The organism is Micromonospora sp. NPDC049240 (genome assembly GCF_040647835.1).
GTDB lineage: Bacteria > Actinomycetota > Actinomycetes > Mycobacteriales > Micromonosporaceae > Micromonospora.
Map to the genome: position 1 here is coordinate 92,142 of NZ_JBEZCX010000022.1, position 20,318 is coordinate 112,459.

Annotated in this window: 17 protein-coding genes; 7 read left to right on the plus strand and 10 right to left on the minus strand. The window is 74.1% G+C overall.

Going from position 1 to position 20,318, the window contains the following annotated elements; genetic code table 11:
* Window positions 1-10: 10 nt before the first annotated feature.
* Window positions 11-1,192, minus strand: a complete 1,182-nt coding sequence (locus AB0B02_RS27165) for an MFS transporter (protein WP_357304910.1) — start codon at window positions 1,190-1,192, stop codon at window positions 11-13.
* A 152-nt stretch (window positions 1,193-1,344) separates the two neighbouring features.
* Between AB0B02_RS27165 and AB0B02_RS27170 the strand changes: the two genes are divergently transcribed.
* On the plus strand, window positions 1,345-2,127 hold the full coding sequence (locus AB0B02_RS27170) for a helix-turn-helix domain-containing protein (RefSeq protein WP_281943589.1): 783 nt from the start codon (window positions 1,345-1,347) through the stop codon (window positions 2,125-2,127).
* 71 nt (window positions 2,128-2,198) lie between these two features.
* Here AB0B02_RS27170 and AB0B02_RS27175 read toward each other — a convergent pair whose 3' ends face one another.
* Window positions 2,199-4,322: a PhoX family phosphatase gene (locus AB0B02_RS27175; RefSeq protein ID WP_357304914.1), complete on the minus strand. Its 2,124-nt coding sequence runs from the start codon at window positions 4,320-4,322 to the stop codon at window positions 2,199-2,201.
* 252 nt (window positions 4,323-4,574) lie between these two features.
* On the opposite strand from AB0B02_RS27175, the gene AB0B02_RS27180 reads away from it, so the two are divergent.
* Both AB0B02_RS27180 and AB0B02_RS27185 read left to right on the plus strand, forming a co-directional pair.
* Complete coding sequence (locus tag AB0B02_RS27180; protein ID WP_107154686.1) at window positions 4,575-5,090, plus strand: sigma-70 family RNA polymerase sigma factor; 516 nt, start codon at window positions 4,575-4,577, stop codon at window positions 5,088-5,090.
* Window positions 5,087-5,776, plus strand: a complete 690-nt coding sequence (locus tag AB0B02_RS27185) for a zf-HC2 domain-containing protein (RefSeq protein ID WP_357304917.1) — start codon at window positions 5,087-5,089, stop codon at window positions 5,774-5,776. The genes AB0B02_RS27180 and AB0B02_RS27185 overlap by 4 nt, the downstream gene beginning before the upstream one ends.
* Here AB0B02_RS27185 and rarD read toward each other — a convergent pair.
* The 4 genes from rarD to eccE form a co-directional block, all read right to left on the minus strand.
* The gene (gene rarD / locus AB0B02_RS27190) at window positions 5,761-6,702 is read right to left on the minus strand and encodes an EamA family transporter RarD (RefSeq protein ID WP_281943583.1); all 942 of its coding nucleotides are present in this window, start codon (window positions 6,700-6,702) and stop codon (window positions 5,761-5,763) included. The genes AB0B02_RS27185 and rarD overlap by 16 nt on opposite strands.
* Before the next feature lie 52 nt (window positions 6,703-6,754).
* Complete coding sequence (locus AB0B02_RS27195) at window positions 6,755-7,186, minus strand: GNAT family N-acetyltransferase (RefSeq protein ID WP_281943581.1); 432 nt, start codon at window positions 7,184-7,186, stop codon at window positions 6,755-6,757.
* A 100-nt stretch (window positions 7,187-7,286) separates the two neighbouring features.
* On the minus strand, window positions 7,287-7,673 hold the full coding sequence (locus AB0B02_RS27200; protein ID WP_281943579.1) for a phage holin family protein: 387 nt from the start codon (window positions 7,671-7,673) through the stop codon (window positions 7,287-7,289).
* A gap of 47 nt (window positions 7,674-7,720) precedes the next feature.
* Window positions 7,721-9,559, minus strand: coding sequence for a type VII secretion protein EccE (gene eccE, locus AB0B02_RS27205; RefSeq protein ID WP_357304921.1), 1,839 nt, complete (start codon window positions 9,557-9,559; stop codon window positions 7,721-7,723).
* Between the two features lie 203 nt (window positions 9,560-9,762).
* Between eccE and AB0B02_RS27210 the strand changes: the two genes are divergently transcribed.
* Complete coding sequence (locus tag AB0B02_RS27210) at window positions 9,763-10,080, plus strand: WXG100 family type VII secretion target (RefSeq protein WP_281943575.1); 318 nt, start codon at window positions 9,763-9,765, stop codon at window positions 10,078-10,080.
* A 21-nt stretch (window positions 10,081-10,101) separates the two neighbouring features.
* Window positions 10,102-10,395, plus strand: coding sequence for a WXG100 family type VII secretion target (locus AB0B02_RS27215; protein WP_281943574.1), 294 nt, complete (start codon window positions 10,102-10,104; stop codon window positions 10,393-10,395).
* A 176-nt stretch (window positions 10,396-10,571) separates the two neighbouring features.
* Here AB0B02_RS27215 and mycP read toward each other — a convergent pair whose 3' ends face one another.
* Window positions 10,572-11,780 carry a type VII secretion-associated serine protease mycosin gene (gene mycP, locus AB0B02_RS27220; RefSeq protein ID WP_357304924.1) on the minus strand — a complete coding sequence of 403 codons (1,209 nt, stop codon included), beginning with the start codon at window positions 11,778-11,780 and terminating at the stop codon, window positions 10,572-10,574.
* 153 nt (window positions 11,781-11,933) lie between these two features.
* Between mycP and AB0B02_RS27225 the strand changes: the two genes are divergently transcribed.
* The gene (locus AB0B02_RS27225) at window positions 11,934-15,845 is read left to right on the plus strand and encodes an SseB family protein (RefSeq protein ID WP_357304927.1); all 3,912 of its coding nucleotides are present in this window, start codon (window positions 11,934-11,936) and stop codon (window positions 15,843-15,845) included.
* Window positions 15,842-16,207 carry a hypothetical protein gene (locus AB0B02_RS27230; protein ID WP_281943568.1) on the plus strand — a complete coding sequence of 122 codons (366 nt, stop codon included), beginning with the start codon at window positions 15,842-15,844 and terminating at the stop codon, window positions 16,205-16,207. Before AB0B02_RS27225 ends, AB0B02_RS27230 begins: the two co-directional genes overlap by 4 nt.
* Before the next feature lies 1 nt (window position 16,208).
* Here the strand turns inward: AB0B02_RS27230 and AB0B02_RS27235 are convergent, their stop codons facing one another.
* The 3 genes from AB0B02_RS27235 to AB0B02_RS27245 all read right to left on the minus strand — a co-directional run bounded on the left by AB0B02_RS27235 (window position 16,209) and on the right by AB0B02_RS27245 (window position 20,267).
* Window positions 16,209-17,141 (minus strand): alpha/beta hydrolase, encoded by a 933-nt coding sequence (locus AB0B02_RS27235; protein ID WP_357304931.1) that lies wholly within the window; start codon window positions 17,139-17,141, stop codon window positions 16,209-16,211.
* 86 nt (window positions 17,142-17,227) lie between these two features.
* On the minus strand, window positions 17,228-17,662 hold the full coding sequence (locus AB0B02_RS27240) for a hypothetical protein (protein WP_357304934.1): 435 nt from the start codon (window positions 17,660-17,662) through the stop codon (window positions 17,228-17,230).
* 202 nt (window positions 17,663-17,864) lie between these two features.
* Window positions 17,865-20,267: an immune inhibitor A domain-containing protein gene (locus tag AB0B02_RS27245; protein WP_281943820.1), complete on the minus strand. Its 2,403-nt coding sequence runs from the start codon at window positions 20,265-20,267 to the stop codon at window positions 17,865-17,867.
* Between the last annotated feature and the right edge of the window lie 51 nt (window positions 20,268-20,318).

Genomic DNA, 20,318 nt, shown 5'->3' on the forward strand with positions numbered 1-20,318 from the left:
GCGGTGGGGCTCAGGTGGGGCGGGACAGCAGGCGGGCGGCGAGGAGCATGAGCAGGGCCGCGAGGAGCATGGCGCCGGCCGCGGTCAGCCACATCGCCGGATAGCCGGCCGTGCCGGCCAGCGCGCCGAGACCGAGCGGGCCCAGGCAGCCGCCCGCGTACACGCCGGTCTGGGTGATCGAGGTGGCGGCGGCCGGGGCCCGCGGGTGGAGCCGGACCACCGCGAAGTTCAACAGCCCCGGCCAGGCCCAGCCGAGGCCGAAGCCGAGGACCACGCCGGCGACCAGCGGCACCGGACCGGCCACCGCGAGCAGGAGCAGCCCCACGGAGCCCGCCACCAGCAGCCCGGCGATCACGCCGACGTGCCCGCCGGCCCGCCGGTCGGCCAGCCACCCCACGCCGACCCGGGCGGACACGCACACCGCGCTGCCCAGGGTGAGCGTCAGGCCGGCCAGGCCGGGGGAGAGCCCTCGCGCGGCCGACGAGTCGACCAGGAACGTGCCCAGCGCGTTCGCCGCGCCGGCCGCGAGCGTCGCGGCCAGCCCGACCACCACCAGCGCGGCCCGGCCGCCGCCCCGGGCGGTGGAGGCGGACCGGGTACGCCGGTCCCGACCGGACCGGGGTACGGCCGGCAGCGCGGCCAGCGCGGCCCCGGCGGCCGCCACGAACGCCCAGCGCCAGCCGGCGGTCAGCGCGACGGTGGGGACCGCCGCGCCGGCCAGCAGCGTGGAGAGCGGGATGGCGGCCTGCTTCACGCCGAAGGAGAGCCCCTGCCGGTGGGCGGGCACGTGCTCGGCCAGCGCGGCGTTGCTGGCGAGCTGGCCGAGCGCGTTGCCGGCGGCGCTGAGCGCGAGCAGCGCCACCAGCATGGGGTACGACCGGGCGAGGCCGGCCACGGCCAGCAGCGAGCCGGCGGAGAGCACGATGGCGACGCGGGCCACCGGCGCCGGCCCGTACCGCTCGACCAGGGCGCCGGACGGCACCGAGGCGAGCGCGCTGATGCCGAAGTAGACCGAGACGGCCAGCCCCAGCCCGGCCGGGCTGAAGCCCAACTCGTCGCCGAGCTGCACGGCGAGGCCGCCGACCAGGAAGACGGGCAGGACGCAGGCGATCGTGGTGACGGTGGCGCCGGCACCGACCCGAACCGGTCGCCCGGCCGCCGGCCGACCGGTTCGCGAAATAGTTTCAGTCATTGTCGGTCAACCTACGCCGACCGCGTTTTCGCTGCTGATCGTGTCTGTCGATGCACGTTCTGTGCCCGGTGATCTGACATCCTCGACCCGAACAGGCATTTCGCACCCGGACCTTTTTTCATATGGTGTAAGCCCCGGCGGCGGAGGTGGTTGTGCGCGACCCTCTGGCGGAGCCTTCGGACCTGATCCGCAGCGTCTCCCGCGCGCTTCGAGTGCTCGAGTCGGTCGGCCGTGCGCCGAAGGGCCTCACCGTGAAGCAGATCGCCCGCCGCTGCGAACTGACCGTCGCCACCACCTACCATCTGGTGCGCACGCTCGCGTACGAGGGCTACGTGATCCGGCGCGAGGACGGGACGTACATCGTCGGGCTGGAGATCGCCGACCGCTACCGTGAGCTGGTCACCGCGTTCCGGGGCCCGCCCGCGGTCGGTGAGGCGTTGCGCCGGGCCGCCGCGGAGACCGGCTGGAGTCACTACCTCGGCCGTTTCGTCGGCGGGCAGGTGGCGGTCACCGCGTGTGCCGAGGGACCGCGCTCGCCGTACCTGGAGGATCTGGTGCCGGGCTTCGCCGAGGGCGCGCACGCCACCGCGCTCGGCAAGAGCCTGCTCGCCACGCTCACCGCCGAGCAGCGCTTCCGCTACCTGCGGGAGTACGGCATGCGGCCGTTCACCACCGCCACCCTGACCACGGTCGAGGCGTTCGAGGCCGACCTGGCCGCCGGCGACCGGCGCGGCATGCAGCTGGAACTGGGCCAGTTCCGGCAGGGCGTGGCGTGCGCCGCGGTGCTCGTCGCCCCGGACAAGGACATCGAGCGGCGGGTGGTGCTGGCCTGCGCGTTGCCGGCCAGCGAGATGATGACCTCGGCACGGGTGGTGCGGGCGAAACTGCTCACCGTCGCGCGGGCGATCGCCGACGGAATCGCCACCGAGACCTGAAACGGCCACCATCCTGGCCGGATGGTGGCCCTCCAGCGGGCGGTCCAGCGCCGGACCGCCCCGAGGTTGGCTCAGCTGCCGACCGGGCCGCCGTCGAGGCGCCAGGTGACCACCACGCCGGGCTTGGCGAAGTCACCGTCCGGCCAGGTGGAGGCCGGGTTCTCCACGGACGCGCCGGAGATCTCACCCGGGTGCTGCACGGCCACGAACACCGACCGGTTGTCCCGGGTGATGAACGGGCCGCAGGTCTCCGCGCCGAGCGGCACGGTGAGGAACTGCTTCAGGTGGCCCCGCTCCGGGCCCTCGACGGCGGTGGCGAACAGGCCGTCGTTGCTGCCCAACGCGTTGCCGTCGGTCGAGATCCAGAGGTTCCCGGTGGCGTCGAACGCGACGTTGTCCGGGCAGGAGATCGGCGACACCTTCGTCTTGTCGTACCCGGCGAAGTACGTCGAGGCGTCGGCCGGGTCACCGCAGACGATCGGCAGCGACCAGGTGAACGTCTCGGCGGTGTTGTCGCCGCGCTCCTCGACCAGCTCCAGGATCTGCCCGTGCTTGTTGGCGTTACGCGGGTTCGCCTCGTCGGCCGGCGCCTTGCCGGCCTTGCCCCGGTCGCTGTTGTTGGTCAACGCCACGTAGACCTTGCCGGTGAGCAGGCTCGGCTCGACGTCCTCGGGACGGTCCATCTTGGTCGCGCCGACCTTGTCACCGGCCAGCCGGGTGAACGTGAGCACGTCGGCGGCGGTCATCCCGTCGACGTACGAGCGGTTGCCGCTGACCAGCTTGATCCACCGCCCTTGGCCGCCGAAGCCGCCGTCGGCGGGGAGCGTGCCGCTGCCGTCGATCTCCCCGGCCGGGCTGTCGCCGGTCAGCGCGGCCACGTAGAGCGTGCCCGACTCCAGCAGCGTCAGGTTGTGCTTGCGGGCCACCCAGGAGTTGCCCGGCAGGAACTTCTTGTCCGACACGAACTTGTAGAGGTAGTCGAAACGCTCGTCGTCGCCCATGTACGCGACCACGTGCCCGCTGCGGGCCACGATGACGTTCGCGCCCTCGTGCTTCACCCGGCCCAGCGCGGTGTGCTTGCGCGGCCGGGCCTGCGGGTCGAACGGGTCGATCTCGACGACCCAGCCGAACCGGTGCGCCTCGTTCGGGTGCTTCGCCAGGTCGAACCGCTCGTCTGCCCGGTCCCACTTGCGGCTGCCGCTCGGGTAGCGCACGTCGGTCGGGATGCCGTAGCGGGCCAGCTTCGGCTTCAGCTCCTCCGGCGCGCCGTCGCCGCCGACGAAGTACTGGTTGAAGTTCTCCTCGCCGGAGAGCACGGTGCCCCACGGCGTGACGCCGCCGGCGCAGTTGTTCAGCGTGCCGACGACCGTGCGGCCCTTCGGGTCGGCGGCGGTCCGCAGCCACGCCGAGCCGGCGGCCGGGCCGGTCAGCTCGAACTTCGTGGCCAGCGCCGTGACCCGACGGTTGTACTCGCGCCGGCCCCGGCGTACCGGCCGCCACTGGCCGGTGTCCGTGACCCGCTCCAGCTCCACCACGGACATGCCGTGCGCGGCCATCGCCACCCGCACCTGCTCCACGGTCAGCGCGTCCTGGCCGGTGAAGCCGGGGAACATCAGGTCCTCGTTGGTGTACTCGTGGTTGACCACGAGCAGCGCGCGCCTGCGGTCGATCGGCAGCACGCCGACGAAGTCGTTGTTGTAGCCGAACTGCTTGGCCTGGGCGGCGGCGCTCTGCTGACGCACGTCGAACGCGGGCGCGCCGGGGACCACCTCGTCGCCCCACTTGATGACGACGGCGTGGTCGTACCCGTTCGGCACCACGAGCGTGTCGAGCTTGTTCGGCGGGATCGGCTTGAACGACAGCGCGCCGCTGCCCGGGCGGGCGGACGCGGCGACGGCCTCGTCCGTGCCCGGGGCGGTCGGGGTGGCGGGCGCGGCGGCGGCCGGCGCCGCGCCGGCGAGCGCGCCCGCGGCGGCGCCGCCGAAGCCGAGCACCAGCGTACCGACCGCACCGGCCCGGACCACGCCGCGGCGGGAGACCTCGGCGTCGACCAGGTCGCCGAAGTACGGGTTGTCGGAGGAGTTGGGCACCGGGTGGTCGCAGGCGTTGCCGCACCGGTACAGACAGGTCATCGCGTCGCGGCTGCCGTGGCGGGTGCCACCCAGCAGCGGAAGCAGGCGAGGACGTTCGCTCATGGGGTGGAGCCTCCTGGTCGGACGTCGGACGTCGGACGGCGTGCCGGGCGGTCGACCCGGACGCGTACCTGCCGGACGGTGCCAGCACGCGGTGAGCGCGCGTCGGCCCGAACATGAACCGGACGTGAACAGCTCCGGCGTGACCTGCGGCTGAACCGTTCGGCGGCCCGGCACGTATGGAAGAACGAACGCAACCGCCCGGACGGGCGAACGCATCGCCGGTCTCCCCGCCGCCGGAAGCGAGGTACCGCCATCAGCGACCACGACGCCCAACTGCTGCGCGCGCTGCACGACGAGCACGCCGACGCGCTGTTCGCGCACGCCCTGCGACTGGTCAACGGCGACCGGCCGCGCGCCGAGGACCTGGTGCAGGAGACGCTGCTGCGGGCCTGGCGGCACCCGGAGTCGCTGGACCCACGGCGTGGCTCGGTCCGCGCCTGGCTCTTCACCACCGCCCGGAACCTGGCCATCGACGCCTGGCGTCGCCGCTCCGCCCGGGTCGGCGAGGTCTACACCGACGAGCTGCCGGAAACCGCGGAGACGGTCGACGAGACGGAGCGCGCGGTGGAGGCGTGGACGGTGGCCGAGGCGCTCAACCGCCTCAGCCCGACCCACCGCGAGGTGCTCGTCGAATGCTTCTACCAGGGCCGGTCGGTGGCGGAGGCGGCTGCCCGGCTGGGCGTACCGCCGGGCACGGTGAAGTCGCGCACCCACTACGCGCTGCGCTCACTACGGTTGGCGCTGGCCGAGATGGGGGTGACCGGATGACCCGCTGCGAGTTCGCGCACGACGACGGCGCGTACGTGCTGGGTGCCCTCGCCCCGGCCGACCGCGCCGCCTACGAGCGGCACCTGGGCGGGTGCGCGCAGTGCCGGGAGGCGGTGGCCGAGATCGCCGTGCTGCCCGGCCTGCTGGGTCGGCTCGATCCGGCCGGGTTGGAGCAGTTCCTGGAGGTCGGCCCGGAGACCTCACGGCTGCCCGCGCTGCTCGACGCCGCGCGGGCGCGCAAGCGCCGCGACCGGTCGCGCGCCCGACGACGGTACGCGTCGACCGCGTTCGCCGCCGCCGCGCTCGCGGTGCTGGCCGGCGTGGGCGTGACGCTGATCCGGCCGCCGGCCGAGTCGGCTCCCCGGCCGGTGGCGCTCACCTCGATGCGGCCGGTCGCCGGAACCGCGCCGGTGCACGCCGAGGTGGGGCTGACCGAGACGCCGTGGGGCACCGAGGTCACCATGCACTGCGGCTACGACAGGCGGGCCGGGCACCGCGAGGCGTACACGTTCCGGCTGGTGGCGCACGGCCCGGACGGCGCGACCGAGCAGATCGGGTCCTGGCTCGCCGCGCCCGGCGACGACCTGCGTTTCTCCGGTGTCACCCGCTTCACCCGGGGTGACCTGGTCCGCCTGGAACTCCTCCGCGGCACCGACACCCCCATCCTCGCCTACGACCTCCGCTGACAGTCCACCTCGCCCCCGCCCCCGGCGGGGAGTGGGGTGCGGGTGCGGCGGGTCTGGCGGGTGTGGTTCAGGGCGTCGACGGTGAAGACGACGAGGGCGAGCCAGACCAGGGCGAAGCCGGCCAGGCGGGCCGGCGGCATCGGCTCGTGGAAGAGCAGCACGCCGCAGCCGAGCTGGAGGATCGGGGCCAGGTACTGCAACATGCCGATCGTGGACAGCGGCAGCCGGTTGGCCGCGCCGGCGAAGAACAGCAGCGGGATCGCGGTGGCGGCGCCGGCCAGCACCAGCAGCGCGGTGTGCCCGGCGGAGACGTGCCCGAACGTCGAGTCGCCGCGCGTGGCGAGCCAGCCCAGGTACGCCAGGGCGGGCAGCGCCAGCACCGCCGACTCGACGAAGAGCCCCTCGGCGGCGGGCAGGCCGAGCTGCTTCTTGACCAGGCCGTACCCGGCGAAGCTGAACGCGAGCGTGAGCGCCAGCCAGGGCAGCCGGCCGTAGTCGACGGTGAGCACCGCCACCGCGAGCGCGCCGACGCCGAGCGCCGCCCACTGCGCCGGGCGCAGCCGTTCCCGCAGCACCAGCACGCCGAGCAGCACCGACACCAGCGGGTTGATGAAGTAGCCGAGCGCGGTCTCCACCACCCGGTCGGAGTTCACGCCGTAGATGTAGGTGCCCCAGTTCACCGCGATCAGCGCGGCGGCGAACGCGATCCCGGCCAGCGCGCGGGGTCGCCGGGCCAGCGCCCGCAGGAAGTCGACGTGGCGCATGGCGGCCAGCAGCAGCGCCACGAACACCACCGACCAGATGATCCGGTGCGCGAGGATCTCCACCGGCCCGGCCGGCCGGAGCAGTTTCAGGTAGATCGGGAAGAAACCCCAGAGCAGGTACGCGCCGATGCCGTACAGATAGCCGAGGCGGAGCTGGTTCACGGCTCCACCGTAAGTGGTGAAGCCGGCTGTTGGTCCTTTCCGGTGACAGGCGTCACCGCTCGTCCAGCTCCATGTACCGGTCCGCCGCCACGGGCTGGAAGCCGAGCTTCCCGTACACGCCGTGCGCGTCCATGGTGGCCAGCACGATCCGGCGTACGCCCAGCTCGGCAACGTGGTCGCGGACGCCCGCGGTCAGCCAGGTGCCCAGCCCGCGGCCCCGCTCGGCCCGGTCGACGTAGACGTCGCACAGCCAGGCGAACGTGGCCCGGTCGGTCACCACCCGGCCGACCGCGACCTGCCGGCCGTCCCCGGGACGGTAGACGCCGAAGCCGATCGAGCCGGCGAAGGCACGCTCGACCGTCTCCCGCTCCCGCCCCCGCGCCCAGTACGCGTCCGTGGCGAGCCAGGTGTGCACGCGGCCCAGGTCGAGCCGGTCGGGGTCGGTGCTGAGCTGGTAGCCGTCGGCGCGCGTCAGGGTGAACACCCGGCCGAGGCTAGTGCCGCTCCGGGGGCCGCTCGCCAGCCAATTTCCGCGCACTGGCCTGCCCGCCCGGACGGAGTGCCGGGCGGGTGGCGAAGACGTCTCAGTCGCGGTCGAGGACCGCGCCCAGGATCCAGGTGACGATGCCGACGAGGAGCGCGCCGAGCACCGCCGCCGGCCAGAACCCGTCCACGTGGAAGGGCAGGCCGGCCTCCCCGGCGATCCAGCTCGTGAGCAGGAACAGCAGGCCGTTCACCACCAGTGCGATCAGCCCGAGGGTGAGCAGGTAGAAGCCGCACCCCACGGTCTTGATGATCGGCTGGAGCACCGCGTTGACCACGCCGAAGATCACCGCGACGAGCAGCAGCGTCGCCACCGTCTCGGTGACGGACCCGGAGTCGAGCGTGATGCCCGGGATGAGCAACGTGGCGAGCCAGAACGCCACCGCCGTCGACGCCACCCGGATCAGAAGACCCTTCAGGAAATCCATGGCCGGGATCGTGCCACGCCGCTCCCACCGGCGGAAGCGCGTACGCCTCAGCGGCGGACCGGACGACCGACCAACCGCGACTCGACAGGGGTCGGCGACAGCAGCGCCCACCGCAGCGCCCGCCGGTTGACCACCGCCACCATGTCGTCGCGGATCCGGGTGAGCCAGCCGGCGGAACCGCCGAGCCCCAGCGCGGTGCCGGCCAGTTCGGCCTCGGCCGGGTCGAGCGGCTGGAGAACGGCCAGGTCGGCGCGGGCCAGCGCCGGGGCGTCCGCCGGGGTCAGCTCGTCGCGAACCACCAGCACCGACTGCCAGGCCGCCGCCGGACCGACCTCCGGCGGCACCGGGCCGGCGTCGACCACCAGCAGCAGCGGCCGCAGCGGCGAGCCGGGCGCGCCGCCGACCGGCCGCCCCGGCGGGAGCAGCGGCACCCCGTCGCCGGGCCCGCCGACCCCGCGCGCGAACGCCTCCCAGGCGCGCGGCCTGGTGGTCTGCACCGCCACCCGGGCACCGAGCGCCAACGCCCGCAGCACCAGCAACTGCGCGGCGGGCACCCCGCCGACCAGCAGCACCCGGGTCGTCGCCGGACGGAACAGGCGGACGGTCAGCGGGCCGCCGCGCCGGTTGGCGCCCACCATCAGGCCGGACCCACCGACCGGCAGGTCCGGCGCGGCCGGCGGCGACCCGGCCGGAGGCGCCCCGCCGCCGGTCGCCGCCAGCGGCAGGGTGGCGGCCAACCCGGTGAGGTGCTCGCCGTCGAGGCGGTGCAGTTCCGCTCCCGCGTCCCCGGCCGCCCGACGGAGCGCCCGTTCGGCGACCGCCAACTCCGCCGCGCTCCCGGCGGCCACCCGGACGGTCAGCTCGGCCCGGGCCGGCGGGGCGTCGGCGCGGGGGCCGACGCAGAGCGCGACAGTGGTGGCGGTGGCCGGTACGGCCAGCAGCCGGGGCACCAGCCCCCGGGCGGCCTCGCCCCGTGGATCCGGCCAGCGACGCAGCCGCCAGGTGGCTTGTGTCAGCCCACCCACGGTGAGCAGCGGCCAGGTCTCCCGGGCCGGGGCGCCGGTCTCGTGATGGGCCAGCTCGTCGATCACCCGCAGGGCGGCCGGCGCGCCGAGCGGCCGGCCGTCGAGCGAACCGAGCCGGCGGACGATCCGCCGGACCGTCCCGGAGAGCGCCCGCAGCAGTTCCTCGTCCGACCAGCCGTCGGCCCGCAGCACCCGCACGGCCAGCACCACCCGCGCACGCCCGGCCAGCCGGCCGTCGGTGAGCTGGCGGTAGGACGTCCCGACCGGCCCGGACGCGACGGGCGGCACGGGGGCCGGCGAGGCCGAGAAGACCAGCTGGAGCCGGACCGGAGGGCTCTCCGGGCCGGCGGGCGGGAGCAGGTCGGGCGGAGCCGGGAGCGCCTGCGGGCGGTCGCCGATCAGGTCGTCCGGATCGCCGAGCTCCAGCAGCGCGGTCAGCCCGGCGGCGTCGTGCAGCACGGCGGCCGGACCGCCGGCCAACTCCGCGGCGTGCACCACCGTGCCCGGCCCGACCAGGCCCAGCAGCGCCGAGGGATCGGTGGCCGCCGGCAGGGCGCGGCGACGGCTCAGGTACGCCGCGCCGACGGTGAGCCACTCGTGCAGCCAACGGCCCCGGAACCGGACCCACGCGGCGGGCACCAGCAGTGCCGCGCAGCACAACGCCACGGCGGTCGGCGCGACGCCCCGCCCCAGGGCGGCCAGCAGGACGGCGGCCGCGACCTGCGTGGTCACGATCTGTCCGGCGCGGAGCCGCCGGAGCCTCCACTGTGGAAGTGGAGGCGGCGCGGGCGCGGGCCGCTCCGTCGTGCTCGCGGTCACCGCACCTCCTCGTCGGGCCGCCGGGTGACGCCGCCGTGGCACATCGTAGTGGCGTCGTTGTCCACAGGGGAGGCCCCGGGGGTAGCAGAACCGGACTGGGACCGCTACCGTCAGCGACGAAAATCGTTGCGCGTGCGCCCGCCGTCTCCCTCCCCCTTCCGGCGGCCGCGAGCGCCGCGCCGACGAGTCCACGGTGGTCACCCCGGGTGGCCAGCCACGACCGAGGAGACGAGGTGACGTCCGGGATGTCCCAGACCCAGGCAGAAGCCGCGGTGATGCAGCAGACCGCCGCGAAGTTCGAGCACGTCGACCAGTCGCTGCAGACCATGCTCAGCGGCCTGATGGCCGAGCTGGAGGTGCTGCAACAAGCGTGGCGAGGCGCCGGCGGGCGCTCGTTCGCGCAGGTCAAGCAGCAGTGGGCGCAGGATCAGGCGGCCCTGCAACGGGCCCTGCGCGAAACCGCCACCGCGATCCGCACCGCCGGCCGCCAGTACGACGTCTCCGACACCGAGGCCGCCGGCCGGGTGGCCGGCACCAACCGCGGCATCCAGCTGCCGCTCTAGACCATCGGAAGGATCGAACCCATGGAGCACGGTGTGCTGGTCGTCAACTTCGCCGCCCTGCAACAGGCCGGCGCCGACATCCAACGGGCGCTGACCACCCTGGAGAGCCAGCTCGGGCAGCTCGAACGGGACGCGGCACCGCTGGTGGCGAGCTGGAACGGTGAGGCGCGCGAGGCGTACGAGCAGCGGCAGTCCCGCTGGCGGGCCGCCTCGCAGGACATGCAGGCGATGCTGCGCGACATCAAGCTCGCGGTGGAGGACTCCGCGGCCGACTACCTCGACACCGAGAAGCGCAACACCAACCTGTTCCACTGAGACCGGCGGGTACGGCCCGGGTGCCCGTCACCCGGGCCGCCCCCACCCTCCCGGCCCTCCCCGGCCCCCACCCCGCTTCCGCGATCTTGCACTTTCGGCCCTCGGCTCAGGCGTCTTGCCCGTTTCGTCCGGGCACCAACTGCAAGATCGGGCGCGCGGGGGCGGGTGTGGGGGGGTCAGGTGGGGTTGGCGGGGTGCCAGCGTCGGCGGGCTCCCCGGGGTAGCACCACGGCCAGCAGCGCCACGAGCGCCGCCGCGCCACCCGTCACGCCGGCCACCAGGAGCGCCCGGTCCCGGGCCGTGGCCCGGCGGGACTGGCGGGCGAGCGTGGCCGGGTCCGGGCGGTCCGCCGGGAGCGCGACCGCACGCCCGGGCCGGACGTCCGCCCCGCCGGGCGACTCGGTCACCGCGCGGTACGGGTTGAGCACCCCGGCGCCGTAGCCCTCGCCCCGCCCCGGTGCCGGGTCGGTGCCGGCCACGATCCGCCCGGCGACCTCGGTCGCGTGCAGCCCGGGGCGATACTGCCGCAGTAACGCGGCGGTGCCGGCGACGAACGGCGTGGCGTAACTGGTGCCCTCCGCCCGGCGATGGCCCTGCCGGGGCGCCGCCATCAGCACCTCGCTGCCCGGGGCGACCAGGTCGACGTACGGGCCGGTCTGGGAGAACGCGGCACGCGTCCCGTCCCGCCCGATCGCGCCGACGCCGAGCACCCCGTCGTACGCGGCCGGAAAGGGGCGGGGGTCACCGCTGTCGTGCAGGTTGCCGGCGGCGGCCACCACCACCACGTCCCGCCGCACCGCGTAGGCGACCGCGGCGCGCACCGCCGGGTCGTCCGCGTACAGCACGACCGAGAGGTTGAGCACGTCGGCGTCGTGGTCCACGGCCCAGCGGACGGCCCGGGCGAAGTCGGCCGCGTCGACCGTACGCCCCGACTCCCGCCCGTCGACCACCTGCTGTTCACTGACGCGTACCGGCAGGATGCGCGCGCCCGGCGCGAGGCCCCGGAACGCGACACCCGGCCGTGGCGTGGCGGCGATGATGCTCGCCACGCCGGTGCCGTGCCCGGCGCAGTCGCGGGTGCCGTCCCCGCCCGGGTCGAGGAAGTCGGCGCCGGCCAGCACCCGACCGGCGAGCTGCGGATGGGACCGGTCCACCCCCGAGTCGACCACCGCCACCACCACGCCCGCGCCGGTCGCGAGCGGGGCCAGCCGCTCCGGCGCGTACCGTTGCTGGGGCCACGGCTGCTCGGCCACCGGGCGGGCCGGCGCGGGCGGCGTGGCGCAGCCGGACGGCGCGCGGGCCGCTGCCGCCGGGGCCGCCGGCAGACCGGAGACGAGGAGGGTCGCCAGCGCGACCGCGGTGGAGCGCGCGAGGGGCCGGGGCATCGACGACCTCCGTAACGTGTCGACTCCGGAACGGGATGTTAGCGCCTCGCCGACGCCACGGCCGACCGTCGATGGCCAGGCATTGTGATCTTGTTACCACCTTGTAGGTTGTAGGCGATGCCTGTGGCCTGTGCGCGGAAGGAGAGGTGGCCCGTGACCGGATGGGAGCCGGCCACCGAGGCCGAGGTGGCGATGCGGGACGCGCTACGAGCGCAGGACCAGCAGCAATACTTCCGCGTGCTGACCCATGTCGATCTGGTGCTGCCGATCGCCGGCGGCCCGACCGCGGGGTGGGGCACCTGGACCTCCGAGGGCCGCACGCACGTGCTGGCGTTCACGTCGGTCGCCGCGCTGCGCGCCAGCCTGGGCGAGAACGCCGGCGCCACGCGTCTCGTCGCGTACCCGGACCTGGCCGCCGCCTGGCCCAACCAGGAGTGGTGGCTGGCGGTGAACCCGGGCCTGCCGATCGAGGGCTACCTGCCCGCCTGGTACGTCGCCCAGCTCGCCCGGGGCGACGTCCGGCTGCCCGGCCGGACCATGGGCGCCCGAGCCCGTCTGGAGCGGGTGGAGAGCGCCGCCCGGGCCGCCCGCGACGGCGTCCTGGGGCCGGCGCGTGACAGCGTTCCCGGGCCGGTGCGTGACGGCGTCCCCGGTTCGGTGCGCGACGTCGGCGCCGAATCCGGCCGCTTCGCTGTCCCGGAACCCGCCCGCGAGGCGCCGTCCGTTCCGGTTCCGGCCGCCGCGACACCCCCGGCCCCGTCGGGCCGTGGCGGGCGGGTGGCGGAGGTCGAGGAGCCCGCCACCGTACCCATGCGATCCGTTCCCCTCCTCGGCCGCCGCGCCCCGACGGCGCCGCACCGCCGCCCGGCGTCCGGTGACCACGGCCGCGCCGGGGCGGGCGACGGGGCCGACCCGGACGCGCTCGACGGCTGGCTCACCGACCTGCGTCGCCGTCCCGACGAGCCGGACCCGTTCGCGGCCGGCCGTGCGACGCCGGACGAGCCGCCGACGCCGCCGGCCCCACCGCCGGCCCGTTCCTTCTTCGAGCCCACCTCGGGCCGCGCGACCCGGCGGCCCTCGCCGCTGGACACCCCCAGGCGATCCGGCGAGCGGGCGACGCCGCCCTCCCGGTTCGCCGGCGGCCAACCGTTCCCTCGGCGCCGGCCGCTGAACGAGCCGGTGCGTGAGGACCAGACCCGACCGTTCCGGGTGGGAGCGGACGAGCCCGCGCCGACGCCGGCCGAACCGACAGCGCCGTTCCGGCCGGCCCGGCCGCCCGAGGACACGCCTCGGACACTGCCCCGCCGGCACTCCGGCCCGCCCGCTCCCGACCGGTGGGCCGGAACGCGTACCGACCGCGACGCGCCGGGCTGGACCCCGCTCGACGATCCGGCGGAAGCCGAGGCGCTGCCACCGTCGATGGCCGAGCCGGTGTCCGCTCCGCCCGCGCCGCGCCGGGACTTCACGCCGATCGTCATCGAGGGCACCGTCATCGAGGCTCGTGACCTGACCGCACCCGCGGCGACCGGGCCAGCTTCCGAGGGGTACGCCGCCACCGGCCCCGTCCTCTCCCGGGTGGACGCCGCCGAGCCGGCCGGGTCGCCGGCCGTCGACGTCGACGAGCCCGCGTGGACTGACGACCGCAGGGCGCCCGAACCATTCGTCACCGAGCCGTCTGTCGCCGGGCTGTCTGTCTCCGAGCCGTTTGTCTCCGAGTCGTCCGTTGCCGAGGCGTTTGTCGCCGAGCCGTTTGTCACCGAGCCGTTTGTCACCGAGCCGTCTGTTGCCGCGCCGTCCCTTGGCGGGCCGAAGTCGACCGCGCCGTTCTCCACCGGGTCGTTCGCCACGGGACCGATGGCCGCCGAGCCGTTCGACGTCGGGTCATCGGCCACCGAGCCGTTCGACGCCGGCTCATCGGCCAGCGAGCCGTTTGCCACCCAGCCGTCGGCCACCGACTCGTTCGACGCCGGTTCATCGGCCCCCACCGAGCCGTTCGCCACCGGGTCGCGCTCGGACCGGGTCGGGTCGGCGTGGGAGACGACGACGGCACCGCTCTCGCCGGCCGCCGCCGAGCCGTTCCCGTCCCCGGCCAGCGAGCCGACCAGCTCGGTGTTCGATCCGCTCCGACCGGCGGCCGAGGCGTCCGTCCCGGCGGACGCGGCACCGCTGCCGACCGGACCGGACGAGCCGACGGTGTCGCTCGCCCGGCCGGCCAGGCACCCGGACGAGCCGACGGTGTCGTTGTTCGAGCCGACCACACCGCTGTTCACGCCTTCGCCGACGCCTTCGTCTTCGCCGTCTCAGCCCACGTCGCCAGCATCGGCGTCGCCGTCGGACGAGCCGGGCACCCCGGTGACGTCCTCCGCCGGGGAACCCACCAGGTCGCTGTTCGAGCCGTTGTCCTCCCCGGCCGCGCCCGCCCCGGCCGAACCGACGGTGTCCCTGTCCACGCCGGTCACGGAAGAGCCGACGACGTCCCTGTCCAGCCCGGTCCCGGACGAGCCGACGACGTCCCTGTTCGCGCCGGTCGCGGCGGAGCCGACGGTGTCCCTGCCCGCGCCGGCAACCTCGGACGAGGTGACCACGTCGTTGTTCGCGCCGGCCGGGGACGAGGTGACCACGTCGCCGTCCGTGCCGGGCGCAGCCGAGCCGACGGTGTCCCTGTTCGCGCCGGCAACCTCGGACGAGCCGACCACGTCGTTGTTCGCGCCGGTCAGCCGCCCGGCGGCGGACGAGCCGACCACCTCATTGTTCTCGTCGGTGGCGGACGAGGCGACCACGTCACTCTTCGCGCCGGCGGCGGACGAGGCCACCACGTCACTCTTCGCGCCGGCCAGCCGGCCGGCGGCGGATGAGCCGACCACGTCGCTCTTCGCGCCGGCGGCGGACGAGGCCACCACGTCACTCTTCGCGCCGGCCAGCCGGCCGGCGGCGGATGAGCCGACCACGTCGCTCTTCGCGGTGTCGCCGTCCGAGGAGCCGTCCCCGTCGTCGGAGACGGGGCTGGAGACGGAGACGATCCCGTACGTCACCGCCGAGGAGCCGCGCGTCGAGCCGGTGACCGACGGCACCGGTCGCCCGGCCGTGGAGCCGGACTTCGTGCCGGCGAACGAGGTGGAGGAGGAGCTGCTGGCGGCCGCCGCCAGCGGTAACACCGACGGCTTTCTCACCACGCTGCTGCTGGCCCGGGTGATGTTGCCGGTCGCGTTCGACTCGGCGGCGGGCAGCCGGCCCGGCGATCCGGGTTTCTCCTGGCGTACCGAGACGGTCGACGGGGTGCGGTACGTGGTGGTCTACACCTCGCCGGAGCGGCTCGCCGATCACGCCGGAGGGCCGGTCGACACGGTACGGGTCAAGTTCGTCCAGCTCATCCGTCAGTGGCCGGACGTGGCCTGGTCGTTCCGGGTCAACCCGGACACGCCGGTCGGCGCGGCGTACCCGGGGGAGCAGGTCCTGGCGCTTGCCAACTGGGCCGCCGAGGTGGGGCTCGGCGACGACCCGGAGACCGAGCCCGAGCCGCCCGCCACCGGACCGGCGCCCACGGCCGAGCCGCGGCCGGACGCACCGGCGGCGAAGCCGACCCGGCCGGTGGTCATGCAGAAGGCCATCGCGGCGAGCCAGCTCGCCTACTACCTGGAGCGTGGCTACGACCGGGTGTCCGGCTTCGTGCACCGGGCCGGCGAGCTGGCCCACCTGCGTACGCCGGCGGAGCTGTTCGACGCGCTCGGTCTCGGCCATCCCGGGTCCCCGTTCTCCCGGGACGCCGAGGAGCTGTACCTGCTGCGCTGGCCGGCCTACCGGCCGAGCCTCTACCGGATCCCGTACGGCGGGCAGAACGAGGCCGCGATGCGGGCGATGGAGGGCTGGGTCATCGAGCGGTACCCGTTCCGGGGCAACGGCTTCGCGCCGGGCGAGAGCAGCGACGTGATCGCCGAGTTCAAGGTGGACAGTGCCCGGCTGCCGCACGGCGCCGAGCTGTGGCGGGTCGCCGCCGACGGCGATGCCCGGCTGGTCGCGGTGCTGGACACCGACGCGTTGCTGTGGCGGAAGGCGGACGGGGCGTGAGCCGCGACGGTTACGTGGCCCGGTGGCGCGGCCGGGAGTACCAGGCCAGCCCGGACGGTGACGACGTGCGGCTCTACCAGCCCGAACCCGACGAGGGCTTCACGGAGGCGCGCCCCGGCCGGTACGTCCGGGTGGTGCCGGCGGCCGAGGTCGACGACCTGGCGTACGTGCGGACCACCTGCACCTGGCAGGGGCAGCCGTTCATCGTGCTGGCCGAGCACGAGGGCTGGCTGCGGGTGGAGTACACCGGTGGGCGCTGGCCGGTGGCGGAGGCGATGGGGCTGGAGGCGTTCGACTTCGGCGTCTACCAGGGCTGGGCGCCCGCGACCGAGGTGGCCGGGCTGGGCGAGCAGCGGGTCTGAGTCAGGACTTCGCCCACCGCAGGATCTCGCCGAGCACCACGTCCCGCGCCTCCACGTGCGGGAAGTGGCCCACCCCGTCGAGCAGCCGCCACTCGTACGGGGCGCTGACGTACCGGCCGGAGCCCTGCGCCGTGCGGGGGAGCGAGGCCCGGTCCAGCGCGCCGTGCAGTTGCAGGGTCGGGGTGACCAGCGGCTTCTGCATCAGCTTGACGAACCGGTAGCCGTGCAGCCGCAGCACCGACCGGAACGCCCAGCGGTAGCCCTCCAGGGCGCAGAACGCGGCCTGCGGGATCTGCATCGCCACCCGGCAGCACCGGGCGTAGTCGTCGAAGTCCGGGCCGTCGACCCACGCCGGCCCGCCCCAGCGGCGCAGCATCTCCGCCACCTCGGCGGCGCCGTCCCGGGTCAGTACGTGCTCGTAGCGGGGGAGCTGGAACTTCAGCGTGGCCGTGGCGGATGCGAACTGGCCGCGCGGGTCGGCGACGATGGCGGCCCGCAGCCGCAGCGGGTGCGGTGCGCCGAGCACCACGAGCCGGCGGACCAGCGTGGGGTGGAACGAGGCGGCGGTCCAGCCGATGAGGCCGCCCGCGCCGGTGCCGACCACGGTGGCGGACCGCTCACCGAGCGCGCGGATCAGGCCGGCCACGTCGGCGGCGAGCGTGTAGCCGTCGTACCCCCGGGGTGGCTTGTCGCTCGCGCCGTAACCGCGCAGGTCGACGGCGACCGCGCGGAAGCCGGCGTCGGCGACCGCCGGCAGCATCTCGTGCCAGGCGTACCAGTATTCCGGGAAGCCGTGCAGGAAGAGCACCATCGGGCCGGTGCCCGCCTCGACGACGTGGAACCGGCTGCCGTTGGCGCCGACGAACCGGTGCGTCCACGGCCCTTCGGGCAGGACGCAGGATTCGTCGGCGAACCCGCCGCGCTGGTCGGTCATGGGGCACAGCCTAGGGCCGCCGGTCGCCCGCCGGCCCCGTAGGTGCCCAGGATCAGGGGATTCTCCGGGACAGGGCGTCGAGCGGGTCAGCCCACGCGTTCGATGCGCAGCAGGCCGACCAGCCGTCCCGGTCCGCACTCCACACCCGCCGGCGGCGGGCCCACGGTGACCCGGACCCAGGTGCCGGTGGGCCAGCTGCCCTGGTCCGGGCCGTACAGGGCGTGTTCCTGGCCGTCGTCGGTGACCAGCGTGTAGCAGGGGCCGCTCCCGCCGTGGCTGAGCCGGCCGGCGAGGACGTTCGGCTTGCGTTGGTCGGTGGGCTGCCGTGGTGGACCGGTCGGCGGCCGGAGCGTCGGCAGATCGGTCGCGGAGAGCGGGGGCCGGCCGGTGGAGGCGGCCGGGGCCGGTGCGGTCGGCGTCGGCGCGGTCGTGCGCGGTGCGGTCGGGGACGAGGGCTGCGGCGTGGCGCCGACGGGTCCGGTGGGTACGCCGGGACCGGCGGGGGGTTCGGACGCGGACACGTCTCCTCCGTTTTCCGGGTTCGCGCAGCCGGCCAGCGCCAGGGCCAGCGGCAGTGCGAGGACCGCGGCGAGGCGGCGGTCGAGGGTTGTGGTCACCCGCTTGGGACGCGCCGCGGGTCGCGACGGTTCCCGCCCGGCACAGGGCGAGGCCCGGGCAGGTGACCTGCCCGGGCCTCGTCGTGGTGTCGCGTGGATCAGTGGCTCAGGAGAAGCGGACCTTCAGCGAGGTGCCGTCCTGCTCCAGGACCTTGATCTTGGTGCCGGTGGCCGGGAGCTTGACGCCGTGGTTCGGCAGCTCCGGGTACCAGTACTGCTTGGTGTCGTCGAACAGCGGCTGCGCGGCCTGGCCACGGATGTACTGCGGCTGGCTGTTGAGGTGCAGCGTGAACGAGTCCGCCTTCTTCAGGCCGAACGGCGCGTCGTAGACCTGGACGCGGGCCCGCCAGGGCGCCCCGGTCAGGTTGTAGATCGGCCGCGGGTGGGCGTCGATGATCATGTTCCGACCCTCACCCGGGTGCACGAACGTGTCGTTGTCCGCCCACCGGAGGTTCCAGTAGGAGATCAGCAGACCCTCCTGGTACGCGTAGTGGTCCACGTAGTCCGGGCGGGTGTTCGCGTAACCGAAGAAGTACGGGCCGGTCTTGAGGTACTTGTCGTACGAGACGTACGACCGGTTACCGGCGATGTAGTAGTTGTCGAACAGACGGGTGTAGGTCTCCTCGACGATGCTCCAGCCGTTGAGCGTCCAGCCGGGGGCACCGGCCTCGGCGCCATCGGTGAGCAGCGTCTGACCGTCGGCGGTCACGGTGAGGGCGTCACCGTAGAAGCCGCCCTCGGACACGCCACCGTCGGTCTGGTAGCGGAGCCGGAACTGCACGGCCTTGCCGACGACCGAGTCCAGGTTGACGTTGACGTCGACCCAGTTGCCGTCGCTGGAGCCGTCCAGGGCGTAACGCCCGGGGGAGATCTCCTTCAGGGCCTGGCCGTTGGCCGTGCCCGGGAGCGAGACCCAGTTCTGGCCACCGTCGGTGGAGGCCTCGAAGAAGAGGTAGTCGAAGTCCGCCTCGATGCTGTAACGACCCTTCATCGACACCGCGGCGCTGCTCTTCCCCGTGAGGTCGATGCTCCGCGTCATCGTGGTGTTCAGGTCGTCCTCGTTGCCCGAGAAGAACTGCTTCGTACCCTCGAACGGCTTGCCGTTCTGGAACTCGTAAGCCCGCTGCGGCAGCACCACCACGGCGCCCTGCGCCTTGGCGGAGTTGTACTCCTGCGGGCCCAGCTCCAGGGTGCGCTTCTGACCGGCGACGACCACCTCGTAGTCGAGCCAGCCGAGCTGGAGCTTGTTCCAGGCGCCGAGGTCGCCGCCGCGGTCGCCGATGCCGGCGTCGTTCTTGGCGCCGAGCCGGCTCTGGGCCATCAGGGTCCAGTGCTCGTTGTTGTTGTCCCCACCACTGGTGACGTTGTAGTCGTCCGGCAGACCGAGGTCGTGGCCGTACTCGTGGTAGAAGACGCTCCGGCCACCGTTCTCCGGCTGGATCGTGTAGTCACCGATCCAGACGCCGGTGTTGCCGATCTGGGTGCCGCCGGCCGGGAAGTTCTCCGGACCGGTGTTGCCCTGGTCGCTGGCGAACGCGTACCAGCGGTGGCTCCAGATCGCGTCCTCACCCTGGATCGGGTCACCGTCGGCCTGGTCGCCGCCGGCGTGGACGATCTGGAAGTGGTCGATGTACCCGTCCGGCTCGTTGAAGTTGCCGTCGCCGTCGAAGTCGTAACGGTCCCACTCGTCCATCGACTTGACGTCGGCCGCGATCTCCTCGTCGGAGCGGCCCTGGGCCTTCTGGTCGGCGACCCACTGGTTCGCGGCGTCGCGGACCAGCGCCCAGGTGTTGTTGCAGACGTTCGAGGCGCACGGGTAGCCGTTGGAACGGCCGTAGCGGGCCTCGTTGTACTTGACCTTCACCCAGTTGGTGACCTCGCCGTCGACGCTGTACCGACCCGACGACTGGGCCTCGTAGTACTGCTTCAGCGACTCGTCACCCGGCTTGGTGCCGAAGTAGACCTGCCGGAAGTGGTCGGCGCTGAAGTCCGGCTGCCAGATCGTGGAGTTGTCCACAGCCCGGTTGGGCTCGGGGATCTGGTTGACGCGCGGCCCGTCGAACCGGGTCGGACCCGGCACGGCCGGGGCGGTGTCCTGGTCCGGGTAGTTCGGGTGCCGCTCGTCGCCGAACTCCGCGAGGATGACGAAGATCTTGTCGGTCTTCTCGCGGGAGAGCTCGACGTACTGGTCCTCGGTGGGACCCTTGCCGGCCTTGGTGCTCCGGGCGGCCTTGCCCGCCGCGGCACCCTCGGCAGCCTTCTCGCCAACCTTGACGACGGTGCTGCCGTTGATCTTCTGGGCCTTCGCCCGGCCCGACAGGACCTCGCTCAGGCCCTCCTGGCGCAGTGCGCGCCGCTTGTCCTCGAGCGGGTTGGGCAGGTCGTGCTCAGCCTGCGCAGGCTCGGCCACCGACGGGGCGGCGGCTGGCAGCTTCGGCGTCGGCGCGGCGCTGGCGGACGTGCCCGCCATCAGCCCCGTTGCGGTCAGCGAAAGCCCGAGCAGACCCACTGCGACTTTGCGCACGTGGTACCTCCGGTGTGAGGGAACCGGCCCCATGGG

What these genes read in the sequence shown, in the direction of transcription:
- mycP (WP_357304924.1), bottom strand. Translation starts at nt 11,780, where the DNA reads ATGCCCCGGCCCCTCGCGCGCTCCACCGCGGTCGCGCTGGCGACCCTC.
- AB0B02_RS27175 (WP_357304914.1), bottom strand. Translation starts at nt 4,322, where the DNA reads ATGAGCGAACGTCCTCGCCTGCTTCCGCTGCTGGGTGGCACCCGCCAC.
- AB0B02_RS27185 (WP_357304917.1), top strand. Translation starts at nt 5,087, where the DNA reads ATGACCCGCTGCGAGTTCGCGCACGACGACGGCGCGTACGTGCTGGGT.
- AB0B02_RS27210 (WP_281943575.1), top strand. Translation starts at nt 9,763, where the DNA reads ATGTCCCAGACCCAGGCAGAAGCCGCGGTGATGCAGCAGACCGCCGCG.
- AB0B02_RS27165 (WP_357304910.1), bottom strand. Translation starts at nt 1,192, where the DNA reads ATGACTGAAACTATTTCGCGAACCGGTCGGCCGGCGGCCGGGCGACCG.
- AB0B02_RS27200 (WP_281943579.1), bottom strand. Translation starts at nt 7,673, where the DNA reads ATGGATTTCCTGAAGGGTCTTCTGATCCGGGTGGCGTCGACGGCGGTG.
- AB0B02_RS27215 (WP_281943574.1), top strand. Translation starts at nt 10,102, where the DNA reads ATGGAGCACGGTGTGCTGGTCGTCAACTTCGCCGCCCTGCAACAGGCC.
- AB0B02_RS27235 (WP_357304931.1), bottom strand. Translation starts at nt 17,141, where the DNA reads ATGACCGACCAGCGCGGCGGGTTCGCCGACGAATCCTGCGTCCTGCCC.